Source organism: Caballeronia sp. M1242 (assembly GCF_017220215.1).
Lineage (GTDB): Bacteria > Pseudomonadota > Gammaproteobacteria > Burkholderiales > Burkholderiaceae > Caballeronia.
Genome location: NZ_CP071130.1, coordinates 31,972 through 45,844, shown reverse-complemented (window position 1 = coordinate 45,844; position 13,873 = coordinate 31,972). Strand labels below are relative to the sequence as shown.

Genomic DNA, 13,873 nt, shown 5'->3' with positions numbered 1-13,873 from the left:
GCATCGCTTTGGCCCCGCTTTGGCCCGTTTATCGTGTGCTGCGCGTCGAAATCAGTAATCGACCAGTTGATGCTCCCGCAAATACGCGAGAATCACTTGTGCTTTTTCGACGGAACTCCCTTCAATTACGACGCTGCCACCACGGCTCTCCGTCGTGGTCGCAGAGAGCATGCGCGCGTGACCGCTGCGCTTCTCCGGCGCAGCGAGGCGCTTGGGTTTCGCTGCGATAGGGCCGAGCGTCCACGCCTTGCGCTCGGTGTCTACCGGCGCATTCGATGCCACGGGCACGACCTGTCCCTCGCGCATGCGCGCATACGCATAACGCGGCGCGGCATTGGCGAGCGGATGCACGGTGATGAGCGCAGGCAGTTGCACGCGCACGCGCCGGCGTAGGCCCTTGGGCATGAACTGGCGCACCTCGACGCCGTCCTTGGTCACGCTCAGATCCACCGCCGACCCGACGAGCGCGATGTTCAACGCATTCGCCAGCTTGTACGGCAATGTGCCGCTATCGAACGCGCCTTCTGCACGCGTGCCGGTCAGCACGAGGTCATAGCCCGCGATGCGCTGTGCGAGCGCGGCGCTCGCATCGCCTTGGGTGTTGAGCACTTCGACGCGCGGCGCGCCGAGCGCGAGATACTCCGCAAGCGCGGGATTCGAGGGATCGCCCGCGTGCAACACGTCGAGTTGCGCGCCTTGATGTCTCGCGATATCGAGCGCGATGGTCAGCGCGGCGGCGTCGTTGCGGCTATAGCGCGCGACACCGCTCACAGGGTGACGTCCCACGGAAACGAGTACGGCGATCTTCATGCGAACACTCCTTCCGCGAGCGGCGCGTCCAGCACGATGGACGCTCCATTGCCACGCGATGCCCGCGCGGCCGCAGCCGCATCGGTAAGCGCCTTGATCGTCTCTTGCGTATCCGCGACGACCGTGAGATTCGCGCGCTTCGCAATGGGCGCGCTCGCATCGGAATTCACCGCGATGACGTGACGGCAATCCTTGATGCCTTGCAGATGCTGCACCGCGCCCGAGATGCCGAACGCGATATAGACGCTCGCCTGCACGGTCTTGCCCGTTGCGCCGATCTGCTTGTCGCGCGTGAACTTGCCGTCGTCCACCGCGACGCGGCTCGCGCCTATCGCAGCGCCGAGCGTGCTGGCAAGTGCTTCGAACGCGGCAACGTCAGAGACGCCATTGCCCGCCGACACGATGAAATCCGCCTCTTCCAGCGCGATCTGCGCGGCGTCCAGCTCCTCGATGCCGAGATCGACATACCCGCTCGCCGTCGCTGCGGGCACGATGCCCTCGCTCGCCACGCGTTCGCCCGCGCCGACGAAAGGCAGCTTCGCATCGACGGCATTCGGCGCGAGCATCACGACCTCCGGCAATGCGCGCGATGCCCATGCGCGGCCCGCTTGCGCATAACTCGCGGCGTGCGTGGCGTCCAGTTCGACGACATGCGTCGCGATGCTCGCACCCGCGAGCGCCGCGTAACGGCGGCCGAGATCGCCATCGCCTGTTGCGTTGTCGGGCATGAAAAGATGCGCGGGCGCGAACGCGGCGGCGCACGCCGCGAGCGCGCGCAGCTCTTCGTCGGGCGCGAAACGCCGGCTATCGAACGCATCGAGTTCGATGATGCGATCCGCGCCGAGCGATGCCGCGTCGTCGTTGAACGCGCCGAACGCGATCAGGACGATCTCCGTCTCGTCGTCCGCGAGCAGCGCGGCAGCGGCAAGCGCCTGGCGCGCGTGGTCGTCGAACGCGCCGCGATCCGTATGCGCCGCCACCAGCACGCTGCGCCGCGCGGGCTTCGTCGTGCGACGCGGCTTTGCCGTATCGCGATGCGCGGCATGCGCCGAGGCGAAATCCTGCAGTGCGCCGGTACCGACTTCGCCCAGCGTGATCCGCCGCAGTCCCGCTGTCGTGACGATGAACGGCCGGCGCGGATCGATTCGTTTGATCGTGTTCATGCGTTACTCCAGTGCTGCGGCGACCAGCTCCGCCACGTCGAGCACTTCGGGACGAGCACCGACCACGCCTTCGAGCATCGCGGTGCATTGCGGACAGCCCACTGCGACCACATCGGCACCGACCGCCTTCGCATCCGCGATGCGAATGTCGGGAATGCGCTGCTTGCCGGGGATATCCGTGAGCGGCGCGCCGCCTCCACCGCCGCAACAGCGCGCGCGCATGCCGTGGCGCTCCATCTCGACGACCTGTATGCCGATGGTCTTCAACATCTTGCGCGGCGCTTCGGTCTCGCCGTTATAGCGGCCGAGATAGCAGGGATCGTGATACGTGATCTTCTTGTCCGCCAGCACGGCGGCCGCCTTCGGCGTGAGCTTGCCGCTTGCGACGAGCTCAGCCATGAACGCGGTGTGATGCTGCACTTCGTAGAAGCCGCCGAGCGCGCGATACTCGTTGCGCAGGCTATGCAGCACATGCGGGTCCGCTGTGACGATGCGCCGGAATGTATAGCGCGACAACGTCTCCATCAGCTTCGACGCGCATTGCTGGAACGTGGCTTCGTCGCCCAGGCGGCGAGCGGTATCGCCCGTATCGGTTTCGACGCCGCCGAGCACCGCGTAATCGACGCCCGCCTTGTTCAGCACCTTCACGAACGCGCGCAGCGTGCGTTGATAGCGCATGTCGAACGCGCCTTCGCCTGCTATCAACAACACGTCCACGGGGCGACCCGGCTGCGCGACCTGCACTTGCAGATCCACCGACCAGTCGTAACGCGCGCCGATGTCGTAGCCATTCGCGCTGCCGGTCTCGCGCAGATTGGCGAGCGTGATAGGACCTTTGCCCGGCACGTCGCCTTCGACGAGCGTCTGGTTGCGGCGCATATCGACGATGGCATCGACGTGTTCGATCAGCATCGGGCACTCCTGCACGCACGCGCGGCACGTGGTGCAGGACCAGATCGTGTCTGCTTCGACCATGCTGGAGATCAGCGGCTTGCCCGGCGCGCCCGCATGCTTGCCGACGGGAATGCCCGGCGTGGGGCTGCCGGCATAGGCCGCGTCCGTGCCGCCGACCATGCCGGTCACGAGATCCTGTATGAGCTTCTTCGGGTTCAACGGCTGGCCCGATGCGAACGCGGGGCACGCCGCTTCGCACTTGCCGCACTGCACGCATGCATCGAAACTCAAGAGCTGGTTCCAGCGGAACTCGACCGGCTTGCCGACGCCGTATTCCTTCGCATCGAGCACGGGCTTCTTGAGCGCCGTGGGCGGCACCACATCGTGTTCATGCTCCGCCTTGAAACGCTCCTGACGCGGATGAAACGCGAGATGCAGAAGACCCGCCATCGCGTGCTTCATCGGTCCGCCGCGCGCCGCGCCGAAGGTCATCGTGTAAGCGCCCGCCGCGATCGACAACGCGACGATGATCGCAAGCGCGCCCGACATCCACGTCGCGGGCAGCAGCGTGAACAACGCGAGGCCGCACGCGAACGCGCCGAGCAGCAGCGGCAACGCGTCCCACGGTCCGCGCGACAGACGCGCCGGCACTTGCTTCGCGCCGTGCCTGCGCTTCCACACGAAGAACGTGCCGCCCAGCATGACGAGCGCCGCGATGAAGATCAGCTTGTCGATCCACGGCGAATAGATCGCAAGACCGTAGTTGACGAAGACGAGCGCCATCGCGAGAATCGCGCCGCCCGCTGTCGCGACGTGCGTCTTCGCGATGTACGGATCGCGCGCAACGACATGGTGCAGGTCGACGAAATATCGCTTCGGGATACTAAGCAGATTCGCCCATCCGTACGCGCCGGCCGCGGTGGCGCGGCCTTCGCGCCAGTAGGCCGCGCGCTTCATGACGGCGAAGGCGAGACCCGCCACCGAGAGCCACAGCAAGGCGGTGATGACAAACACGGGGTTCATCGTGCAATGCCCTCGTCAAAAGTCTTTGCAAAGCCGCAGCGCGTCGTAGATCGCGCCGTGGATGTTGTGCATCGAGATGCAGTCGCCGACGCGGAACAGCAGGAAGCGGCCGTTGCCGAGTTCTTCGGACAAGCACGGCTGCGCTTGCGCCGCGAAGAGCGTGTGCACATCCACCTGGCCGCGATTGAGCGATTCGGGCTTGAGCTTCCAGTACAGCGCATCGTTGGGCGTGCTGCCGTTCTCGATCACCACCTGATCGACCGCGCGCTCTTCCTGCTCTTCCGTGTACTCGTTGCGCAGCACGGCGATCTTCTTGCCGTCTTCCTCGTACACCTTGTCGAGCCAGTAGTTCGGCGTATGGATGACGCCCTGCGCATAGAGACGCCGATAGAAGATGGGGAAGGTGGTGCCGCCCACGTCATCGGCGACTTTCACATCGGGCGTCACGATCTCGACGTTTCCACCGCGCGATGCGATGAAGTCCGCCACGCCCGCGCCGGCATGCGTGCTCACGCCGTCGTAGACGAGCACGTTCTTGCCCGGCTCGACCTTGCCCGAGAGAATGTCCCACGCGCTCACGGCGAGCCCTTGCTCGACGCCCCATGCAGGCACCTGATCCGTGAACGACGAACCGCCCGTCGCGAGCACGACGATATCGGGCTTCTCCGCCATGATGGCCTTGTCGTCGGCCGCGACACCCAAACGGCGATCCACGCCGAGCCGCTTCGTTTCCATGTCGAACCAGCGAACGATGCCAGCCATCTGCTCGCGTTGCGGCGCCTTTGCGGCAAGCATGATCTGACCGCCGACGTAATCGTTCTTCTCGAAGAGCACGACATCATGCCCGCGCGACTTCGCCACGCGCGCCGCCTCCAGTCCCGCAGGCCCCGCGCCGACGACCACGACCTTGCGCTTCGGTCCGCGCGACTTTTCGATGACATGCGGCATGGTCGCTTCACGCGATGTCGCCGCGTTCTGCACGCACAGCACGTCGAGCCCGTTGTACTGGCGGTCGATGCAATAGTTCGCGCCGACGCATTGCTTAATCTCGTCCTCGCGGCCATCGCGAATCTTGATGACCATATGCGGGTCCGCAATCTGCGCGCGCGTCATGCCGACGAGATCGACCATGCCGTTCGCGAGCAGACGCTCGGCCTGCCCTGCATCGCGAATACTCTGCGCATGCATGATCGGCAGCTTCACCACCGACTTGATGCCTGCCGCGAGATGCACGAAAGGCTCGGGCGGCAGTGCCATCGGCGGCATGCAGTTGGCGAGCGTGTTATGCGTATCCGCGCCCGAGCCGATCACGCCGATGTAATCGATAAGGCCCGTCTCCGACATGGCCTGCGCGATCTCCTTGAGGTTCTCGTGCGACAGGCCATCTTCATGGAACTCGTCGCCGCACATGCGCAGGCCCACGCAGAAGTCCGCGCCCACGACTTCGCGCACGGCCTTCAGCACTTCCACGCCGAAACGCAGGCGGTTTTCGAGCGAGCCGCCCCATTCGTCCGTGCGAAAGTTGGTGCGCGGGCTCCAGAACTGATCGATCAGATGCTGGTGCGCCGCCGAGATTTCGATGCCGTCCATGCCCGCATCCTTCACGCGCTTCGCAGCCGCCGCGAAGTCTTCGATGATGCGGCGAATTTCTTCCACTTCGATGATCTTCGCGTTACCGCGATGCACCGGCTCGCGCACGCCCGAGGGCGTCATCAGATGCGGCCAGTTCTCGCCGTGCCATGCGGAGCGGCGACCCATGTGCGTGGCCTGAATCATGATCTTCGCGCCATGACGATGCATGGCTTCGGCGAGGCGCGAGAGCGGATCGATGATCTTGTCGGTCGACAGGTTCACCGACTTCCACCAGCCTTGCGGGCTGTCGATCGACACCGGGCTCGAGCCGCCGCACACGGCGAGCCCCACGCCACCCTTCGCTTTCTCCTCGTAATAGCGGATATAGCGATCGCCGGGCAGGCCGCCCGGTTCGGCATAAACCTCCGCATGCGCCGTGCTGACGATGCGGTTACGCAGAGTCAGCTTGTTCAGCGTGAGCGGCTTGAAAAGGTTCGGGTAACGCATGGCGGACGACCTCGGATTGAAGCTACGCGTGGAGTTGCAACGGCGACACTTCGAACACGCAATGCTCGTGGCCTTCGGCCGCGCATTGCGTTTCGATGGACCGCGAGCGCGGGCCCTTCTTCGCGCTGTCTGATACGGTGTCGTTTACCCAGTCCATCGCGCCGGCGAACCAGCCCGCGAACATGTAGCAGAGCTTGCCCTGCTTGCCGGGCTGCGCGAGCACGAACGACGAGTGCCGCAAGTGGATGCGCGCCATCGCGCTTTGCGGGTCCGATTCGACGATATCGAAGAGACCCCAGCCGCGCTGCGACAGGCGCTTCAGGTAATGCTCGAACACGTCCATGCCGGCGATGCCGTGCTTCGCGGCTTCCTTGTCGCACCAGTGATACGCGGACTTGTAGCCGGCCTTGTACAGAATCTCGGCATACGTCTCGCGTCCCAGTGCTTCTTCCACGGCCACATGATTGTTCGTGAAGAAGTGACGCGGCACGTAAAGCATCGGCAGTGCGTCGGTGGTCCAGACGCCCGTTTGCGCGTCGACGTCGATAGGCAGTTGCGGTTGCATCTCAGGTTCCTGTTCTTGTGTCGTTGCGTTCACACGTTCCAGACTTCGCCGAATACGCGCAGCCAGTTCTCGCCCATCACCTTCTTGATGCGCGATTCGCTCCAGCCCGCGCGCTCCATCGCCGCCGTCAGGTTGGGGAATTCGCCGATCGTTCGGATTCCTTCCGGATTGACGACCTTGCCGAAGTTCGTGAGCTGGCGATAACGGCCCTTGTCGTGCGTGATCCAGTCGAAGAACTCGGTGCTGTAGCCTTGCGTGAAGTCCGTGCCGATGCCCACGCGGTCCTCGCCGATGAGATCGACCACGTATTCGATCGCCTCCAGATAGTCCTCGACCGTCGCGTCCGGGCCGCGCTTCAGGAACGGCGCGAACATCGTCACGCCGACGAAGCCGTTGGCGTCCGCGATTTCCTTCAGTTGCTCATCCGTCTTGTTGCGCGGATGTTCTTTGAGACCCGACGGGCAGCAATGCGAATACGTGACGGGCTTCTTCGAGCAGGCGATGGCATCCGATGACGTCTTCGCGCCCACGTGCGAGAGATCGACCATGATGCCGACGCGATTCATTTCCTGAATCACTTCGCGGCCATAGCCGGACAAACCGCCGTCGGCTTCATAGCAGCCGGTGCCGACGAGGTTCTGCGTGTTGTAGCAAAGCTGCACCACGTTCACGCCGAGTTCCTTGAACACTTCGATATAGCCGAGGTTGTCCTCGAACGCATACGAGTTCTGGAAGCCGAAGATGATGCCCGTCTTGTTCTCTTTCTTTGCGCGCAGGATGTCGTCGGTCGTGCGTACGAGCGTGAGGATCTCGCTGTAATCGCGGATCTGCTGCTTCATTTCCGCGATGTTGTCCACGGTCTTCTGAAAGTCTTCCCACACGGACACGGTGCAGTTCACCGCCGTGACGCCGCCCTTGCGCATGTCCTCGAACACGGAGCGCTCGAACTTCGAGATGTTGAGGCCGTCGATAATGATGCTGTTATCGTGCAGAGTGCTCATCGCTTGTTGCTCCGTGTGTGCTCAGTAGATGGGGAAGCGTTCGCACAGCGCGAAGATTTCGCGGCGCACGCGTTGTTCGGTTTGCGGATCGCCTTCGGGATGCGCGCGCAGCGAGTCGAAGACTTCGAGAATCAGGCGGCCGATGTCGCGGAACTCGTTCACGCCGAAGCCGCGCGTCGTGCCGGCGGGCGTGCCGAGGCGAACGCCCGACGTGACGGTGGGCTTTTCCGTATCGAACGGAATGCCGTTCTTGTTGCACGTGATGCCCGCGCGTTCCAGCGCCTGCTCGACCTGATTGCCCTTCAGGTTCTTCGGACGAAGATCGACGAGCAGCAGATGGTTGTCGGTGCCGCCCGTCACGAGATCGACGCCGCCTGCCTTGAGCACTTCGCCGAGTGCCTGCGCGTTGGCGAGCACGTTGTCGATGTACGTCTTGAAATCGGGTTGCAGCGCCTCGCCGAAGGCAACCGCCTTGCCCGCGATCACATGCATCAGCGGACCGCCTTGCAGCCCCGGGAACACGGCGGAATTGATCTTCTTGGCGATGTCTTCGTCGTTGGTCAGCACGAAGCCGCCGCGCGGACCACGCAGCGTCTTGTGCGTGGTGGACGTCACCACATGCGCGTGCTCCACCGGATTGTCATGACGCCCCGCCGCGATGATGCCCGCGATATGCGCCATATCGACCATCAGCTTAGCGCCCGCGTTGTCCGCAATCGCGCGCAGCCGCTTGAAGTCCAGCTTGCGCGGGTAAGCCGAGAAGCCCGCGATGATGAGCGAAGGCTTGTGCTGCTGCGCCAGTTCCTCGATCTGCTCGTAGTCGATGAGCAGGGTGTCGCGACTCACGCCGTACTGCACCGCGTTGAACCACTTGCCCGAGAGCGCCGGCTTCGCGCCATGCGTGAGATGGCCGCCTGCATCGAGCGACATGCCGAGCACGGTGTCGCCCGGCTTCGCCAGCGCGAGCATCACCGCGCCATTGGCCTGCGCGCCCGAATGCGGCTGCACGTTCGCGAACTTCGCGCCGAAGAGTTGCTTGATGCGATCGATCGCGAGCGCCTCCACTTCATCGACGAATTCGCAGCCGCCGTAATAGCGCTTGCCCGGATAGCCTTCCGCATACTTATTCGTCAGAACGGAGCCTTGCGCTTCCAGCACGGCGCGCGACACGATGTTTTCCGACGCGATCAATTCCACCTGCGATTGCTGGCGCTCCAGCTCTTTCAGTATCGCGCTGCGCACCGAGGCATCGCGGGCCGCGAGCGGCGCTTCGAAGAAGGGATTCGAGTTCGACATGGGCTTGAGTCCGGGTCAGAAAGAACGGTCGTTGGATGAAGCTCGCGTCGCGTGTTTCAGGCCGCTCGTGTCTTCATCGTTGCGTCTATTCTTGACCCTCGCCTTGCTGGTCAATTTATGAATTCAGACGTGTTCTTGGCCTTTTCCGACATGCGCGTCCTTTTTCGACAAGTGGCGAAAAGGCTTTGGGTGTAGGGCGCATCGCTCGCGCGCGCTGCACTGCCGAGGAACGATCGTGCGCTTTATCAGTGCTTTAGAACGGGTGTTCGCGCCGCGTTAGTGCGTGGCTTTAGAAGGCGAATCAGGCATGCTATAGGCGCTCAGGGTTTAGCCTGATGGCATGCTAGTTGCACTAGAAATCAAAATGCAGAAGTGTCAAACAATGACAGAAGCAGCAAGCGCCGCGAATGACGGCGTCGAACATCAGATTCCAAGGAATCAACTCCCCCATGTCTTCCGATCGTACAGCGTCGCTGTCGCACTTCGCCTTCATGCCGCTTCCCAACTTCACGATGATGGCGTTCACCAACGCTATTGAAGTGCTGCGCATGGCGAACTATCTGACGGGACAGCCGCTGTATCGATGGTCCATCGTGAGTCCCACGGGCGGACCGGTCACGGCGAGCAATGGGCTTTCCGTCGATACGGGACCCGTGGAATGCGTGGGCCAGCCGGATATCGTGTTCGTGGTCGGCGGCATCGACGTGCAGCGTTCGACCGCGCTCGAGCATCTCTCCGCGTTGCGCCGCTTCGCGCGCACGGGCTGCGTGCTCGGCAGCTTGTGCACCGGCACGTATGCGCTCGCGCGTGCGGGTCTGTTGGCGGGCTATGCCTGCGCGATTCACTGGGAGAACATGTCGGCGCTTAAAGAAGAGTTTCCGGACACGCGCTTCCTGAAGGAACTCTTCGTGATCGACCGCGATCGCGTGACGTGTACCGGCGGCGTCGCGCCGCTCGACATGATGCTGAATCTGATCGCCTCGCGCGTCGGCACTGCGCGCGTCACGCAGATCGCCGAGCAGTTCATCGTCGAACACGTGCGAGATACGAGCGCCCAGCAGCGCATGCCGCTGGTCGCGCGGCTCGGATCGGCGAACAAATCCTTGTTCGAAGTGATCTCGCTGATGGAGAACAACATCGAAGAGCCGTTGTCGCGCGAAGAACTCGCGCGGCTTGCCGGCATGTCGCAACGGCAATTGCAGCGGCTCTTTCGCGAGCACCTCGGCATGACGCCGACGCATTACTATCTGACGCTGCGGTTGCGACGCGCGCGCGAGCTGCTGTTGCAGACGGATATGTCGATCATGCACATCACGATGGCGTGCGGATTTCAGTCCGCGTGCCACTTTTCGAAGAGCTATCGCGATGCATTCGGCACTGCGCCTACGCGCGAGAGAAGGAAGCAGGTGCCGCCTTTGAGTGCAGTGCCTGTGATGGTGGCTTAAGTTCGTTCGGCGGTATACGGAAATGCGCCCCTTCTTCTAGGGGCGCATTGTTTTTGTTTAAGCCGCTTTGAGCATGCCGTGCGGATCAAGCACGAACTTGCGGGGCGCGCCGCCATCGAATTGACGATAACCGTCCGGCGCCTGATCGAGCGATACCACCGACACGTTCACGATATCCGCAATCGGCAGACGATCCCACAGAATCGCTTGCATCAGGTTGCGGTTGTACTTCATCACCGGCGTTTGGCCCGTGTGGAACGAATGCGACTTCGCCCAGCCGAGGCCGAAGCGGATGCTGAGACTGCCCTTCTTCGCGGCGGCATCGGCGGCGCCCGGATCGTCGGTGACATAGAGGCCCGGAATGCCGATCGCGCCCGCTGCCTTCGTGATTTCCATCAGCGAGTTGAGGACCGTTGCCGGCGCTTCCGCGTTGTGCTCGCTGCCATGACCGTGCGCTTCGAAGCCGACGCAATCGACGGCGCTATCCACTTCCGGCTTGCCGAGAATCTGTTCGATCTGTTGCGCGAGGGTCGCGTCTTTCGATAGATCCACCGTCTCGAAGCCCATCTTGCGCGCGTGCGCGAGACGCTCTTCGTTCATGTCGCCGACGATCGTGCAGGCCGCGCCCAACAGACGCGCCGATGCCGCCGCCGCCATGCCGACCGGCCCCGCGCCCGCGACATACACGGTCGCGCCCGGCTTCACGCCCGCCATGACGGCGCCGTGATAGCCGGTCGGGAGAATGTCGGAGAGACAGGTGAGGTCGCGGATCTTCGACATGGCCTGCGCCTTGTCGGGGAACTTGAGCAGGTTGAAGTCGGCGTACGGGACCATCACGTACTCGGCTTGTCCGCCGATCCAGCCGCCCATGTCGACATAGCCGTACGCCCCGCCCGCCCGCGATGGATTCACGTTGAGGCACACGCCCGTGTGCTGCGCCTTGCAGGTGGGACAGCGTCCGCACGCGACGTTGAACGGCACGGACACGAGATCGCCGATGGCGAGCGTTTCGACGTCGCGGCCGATCTCGATGACTTCGCCTGTGATCTCGTGCCCGAGCACGAGACCGATGGGCGCGGTGGTGCGGCCGCGAACCATGTGCTGGTCCGAACCGCAGATATTGGTGCTGACGACTTTGAGAATGACGCCGTGGCCGATGTCGCGGCCACGCGGATCGACCATTCTCGGATAGTCGATGGACTGGACTTCGACCTTGCCCTGACCGAGATATACGACGCCGCGATTCGTGCTCATGTGACTCGTCTCCTTGGATTCGTGGACGGCGGGCGCGAGCTCTTTCTTTGCGATGCTCGCGGCCGTGCGGGAAGAGTACGCTCGGCCGCGAAAATCACTTGCGTCGAATGCGACGTGGGTTTGGTTGGGAACGACAGCGCTTCAGTTCTCCGCCGAAGCCCAGACCTTCGCGCCTTCATCGTGCTCGGCTTCGGAGACGAGCTTCTCGAGCGCCACGCCTCGCGTCTCCACGCCCAACACCCAGACCGCCGAGGCCGCCACCACGAAGCACATCGCTCCGAGCGAGAACACGCCGCCCTGCCCGAACACCGGCAACACGACGCCCACGACATAAGGCCCGATCAACGACCCCACGCGCCCGATCGCCGACGCGAAGCCCGACCCGGTGGCACGCGCGCCCGTTCCGTACAACTCGGGCGTGTAGGTGTAGAGCGCGGCCCACATCGCGAAGAGGAAAAATTGCATCGCGAGTCCGGCGCAGATCAGCAACGTGGGCGTTTCGGCGTGCAGCGCGGTCTGTCCGTAGAGGTAAGCCATCACGCCACTGCCGACGAGCGATGCGATGCACGTCGGCTTGCGTCCCCATCGCTCGACGAGCCATGCCGCGCACAAGAAGCCCGGCACGCCGCCAAGCGAGATCAGCACCGTGTAGAGCACGGACTTCGTCACCGCAAAGCCCGCTTGCTGCATGAGCGCGCCGAGCCATGACGTCAGCCCATAGAAGCCGAGCAGCGCGAAGAACCACAGCATCCAAACCATGATCGTCCGACGCCTGTACGCCGCGCTCCAGATTTCACGGAATGCGCCGACGCCTTTCGCGACCGGCGGCTCGGCGAGCAGCGAGGGCGCCGGCAACTCGCGCAAGCCGGTCGCCTTCATCACCTTCGCTTCGACATTCGCGAGCACGCTGTCCGCATCCGCCGTGCGTCCGCGATGTTCGAGCCAACGCGGTGACTCGGGCACGACGCGTCGCACGATCAGCACGAAAACAGCGGGAATGGCGAGCAACGCGAACTCGGTACGCCAACCGAAGTGCGGCAACACGAAGTACGACACCACGCCGGATGCGATGAACCCGAGCGGCCAGAAGCCATCCATTAGGGCAATGACTCTACCGCGCGATGCGGTCGGCACGAACTCGGACAACAGCGTCTGCGCGATCGGGAATTCCATTCCCATGCCGATGCCGAGCAGCACGCGATAGAAGATCAGCGATTCGACGGAATGCGCCGTCGAACAGAGATACGACGCGACGCCCCAGAGCACCATGCTCCACTGGAATACGGGACGTCGGCCGAAGCGATCGGCAAGCAGGCCCGCGACGGCCGCGCCCAGCACCATGCCGAAGAAACTCGCGCTGGCGACGAGGCCCGCCGTCGCCGTCGAGAGGCCGAACTCGGTCTTGATCGAGCCGAGCACGAAGGTCATGGTGCCGAGATCGACGGAATCGAAGAAGAAGGCCACCGCGATGATGATGAAGATGGTGCGGTGATAGCTCGAGAACGGCAGGCGCTCGAGCCGCGCCGCGGCGCTCGCGCGGGGCTGTGTGGCGGTGGACATTTTTTGGTTCCTCTCGATGCGGTGTGTGACCGCTTGGGTTCGGTGCAGGTCTTTTCAGTAGACGCCGACATAAAGCCGGGACATAGAAGGAATGCGTCATGGGGGTGGAATGGGGGCGTCATGGGGGGTGGGCTCCGAGTGTGCGGAGGGGCCTGGATCGTTACCGCCGCGCGGTTGGCCGGATGGGGGTTATCTCCGCGTGTGCGGAGGAGCCAAGCAGGAACGCGATAAAGCAAGCGGCAAGAACGGCCTAGCTCCGTGTATGCGGAGGAGCCGCTACTGTTCCGTCGCCGAACATGCTCTGCGGGGGCCTATCTCCGCGTACGCGGAGGAACCTCCAAGCCGCGTTTCGTGATCGTGTACTGGTAGGGCCTATCTCCGCGTGTGCGGAGGAACCCCCTGGCAGCACGAGGAGGCATTCCAGAGGGTGGGTCTATCTCCGCGTGCGCGGAGGAACCGTGGTCGATCACGCGAAGTATTACTGCGTGAAAGGCCTATCTCCGCGTGCGCGGAGGAACAGGCCAACCGGCACTCAGCATGCCGCCCGCCACGAGCCTATCTCCGCGTACGCGGAGGCACCGGCTCATCTACGATCTGGCGCGGTGGTGTCCAGGGCCTATCTCCGCGTACGCGAGGAACCTGCGGCGTAATGCCGATTAGTCCGCACGATGCGGGCCTATCTCAGCGTACACGGAGGAACCTGCATCAGGCCGATGTCTTCCCTTCCATCGGTGGGCCTATCTCCGGGTAGCCGGAGGAACCGCCATTTCGGCGCCGATCGCA

The 13,873-nt window shown here is 63.6% G+C and carries 10 protein-coding genes; 1 reads left to right on the top strand and 9 read right to left on the bottom strand.

Annotation, left to right across the window (positions count from 1 at the left end):
- Positions 1 to 51 precede the first annotated feature (51 nt).
- Genes JYK05_RS13905 through JYK05_RS13875 form a run of 7 tightly spaced genes read right to left on the bottom strand, consistent with a single transcriptional unit; the run spans position 52 to position 8,831 of the window.
- Positions 52 to 810 carry an electron transfer flavoprotein subunit beta/FixA family protein gene (locus tag JYK05_RS13905; protein WP_206469047.1) on the bottom strand — a complete coding sequence of 253 codons (759 nt, stop codon included), beginning with the start codon at positions 808 to 810 and terminating at the stop codon, positions 52 to 54.
- Positions 807 to 1,973, bottom strand: coding sequence for an electron transfer flavoprotein subunit alpha/FixB family protein (locus JYK05_RS13900; RefSeq protein WP_206469045.1), 1,167 nt, complete (start codon positions 1,971 to 1,973; stop codon positions 807 to 809). The genes JYK05_RS13905 and JYK05_RS13900 overlap by 4 nt, the downstream gene beginning before the upstream one ends.
- A gap of 3 nt (positions 1,974 to 1,976) precedes the next feature.
- Complete coding sequence (locus JYK05_RS13895; protein WP_206469043.1) at positions 1,977 to 3,890, bottom strand: (Fe-S)-binding protein; 1,914 nt, start codon at positions 3,888 to 3,890, stop codon at positions 1,977 to 1,979.
- 15 nt (positions 3,891 to 3,905) lie between these two features.
- Positions 3,906 to 5,969, bottom strand: coding sequence for an NADH:flavin oxidoreductase (locus JYK05_RS13890; RefSeq protein WP_206469041.1), 2,064 nt, complete (start codon positions 5,967 to 5,969; stop codon positions 3,906 to 3,908).
- A 22-nt stretch (positions 5,970 to 5,991) separates the two neighbouring features.
- Positions 5,992 to 6,534, bottom strand: coding sequence for a DUF5943 domain-containing protein (locus JYK05_RS13885; RefSeq protein WP_175940849.1), 543 nt, complete (start codon positions 6,532 to 6,534; stop codon positions 5,992 to 5,994).
- 29 nt (positions 6,535 to 6,563) lie between these two features.
- On the bottom strand, positions 6,564 to 7,535 hold the full coding sequence (locus JYK05_RS13880; RefSeq protein WP_206469039.1) for a dipeptidase: 972 nt from the start codon (positions 7,533 to 7,535) through the stop codon (positions 6,564 to 6,566).
- A 21-nt stretch (positions 7,536 to 7,556) separates the two neighbouring features.
- Positions 7,557 to 8,831: a serine hydroxymethyltransferase gene (locus JYK05_RS13875; RefSeq protein WP_175940847.1), complete on the bottom strand. Its 1,275-nt coding sequence runs from the start codon at positions 8,829 to 8,831 to the stop codon at positions 7,557 to 7,559.
- A gap of 449 nt (positions 8,832 to 9,280) precedes the next feature.
- On the opposite strand from JYK05_RS13875, the gene JYK05_RS13870 reads away from it, so the two are divergent.
- Positions 9,281 to 10,276 carry a GlxA family transcriptional regulator gene (locus JYK05_RS13870; protein WP_175940846.1) on the top strand — a complete coding sequence of 332 codons (996 nt, stop codon included), beginning with the start codon at positions 9,281 to 9,283 and terminating at the stop codon, positions 10,274 to 10,276.
- A 57-nt stretch (positions 10,277 to 10,333) separates the two neighbouring features.
- Here the strand turns inward: JYK05_RS13870 and fdhA are convergent, their stop codons facing one another.
- Both fdhA and JYK05_RS13860 read right to left on the bottom strand, forming a co-directional pair.
- Positions 10,334 to 11,530 carry a formaldehyde dehydrogenase, glutathione-independent gene (fdhA, locus tag JYK05_RS13865; protein WP_206469037.1) on the bottom strand — a complete coding sequence of 399 codons (1,197 nt, stop codon included), beginning with the start codon at positions 11,528 to 11,530 and terminating at the stop codon, positions 10,334 to 10,336.
- A 141-nt stretch (positions 11,531 to 11,671) separates the two neighbouring features.
- The gene (locus JYK05_RS13860; protein WP_175940844.1) at positions 11,672 to 13,090 is read right to left on the bottom strand and encodes an MFS transporter; all 1,419 of its coding nucleotides are present in this window, start codon (positions 13,088 to 13,090) and stop codon (positions 11,672 to 11,674) included.
- Positions 13,091 to 13,873: the final 783 nt, after the last annotated feature.

Excerpts from the sequence above, each read along its gene's own strand:
- JYK05_RS13905 (WP_206469047.1), bottom strand. The coding sequence starts at position 810 with ATGAAGATCGCCGTACTCGTTTCCGTGGGACGTCACCCTGTGAGCGGT.
- JYK05_RS13900 (WP_206469045.1), bottom strand. The coding sequence starts at position 1,973 with ATGAACACGATCAAACGAATCGATCCGCGCCGGCCGTTCATCGTCACG.
- JYK05_RS13895 (WP_206469043.1), bottom strand. The coding sequence starts at position 3,890 with ATGAACCCCGTGTTTGTCATCACCGCCTTGCTGTGGCTCTCGGTGGCG.
- JYK05_RS13890 (WP_206469041.1), bottom strand. The coding sequence starts at position 5,969 with ATGCGTTACCCGAACCTTTTCAAGCCGCTCACGCTGAACAAGCTGACT.
- JYK05_RS13885 (WP_175940849.1), bottom strand. The coding sequence starts at position 6,534 with ATGCAACCGCAACTGCCTATCGACGTCGACGCGCAAACGGGCGTCTGG.
- JYK05_RS13880 (WP_206469039.1), bottom strand. The coding sequence starts at position 7,535 with ATGAGCACTCTGCACGATAACAGCATCATTATCGACGGCCTCAACATC.
- JYK05_RS13875 (WP_175940847.1), bottom strand. The coding sequence starts at position 8,831 with ATGTCGAACTCGAATCCCTTCTTCGAAGCGCCGCTCGCGGCCCGCGAT.
- JYK05_RS13870 (WP_175940846.1), top strand. The coding sequence starts at position 9,281 with ATGTCTTCCGATCGTACAGCGTCGCTGTCGCACTTCGCCTTCATGCCG.
- fdhA (WP_206469037.1), bottom strand. The coding sequence starts at position 11,530 with ATGAGCACGAATCGCGGCGTCGTATATCTCGGTCAGGGCAAGGTCGAA.
- JYK05_RS13860 (WP_175940844.1), bottom strand. The coding sequence starts at position 13,090 with ATGTCCACCGCCACACAGCCCCGCGCGAGCGCCGCGGCGCGGCTCGAG.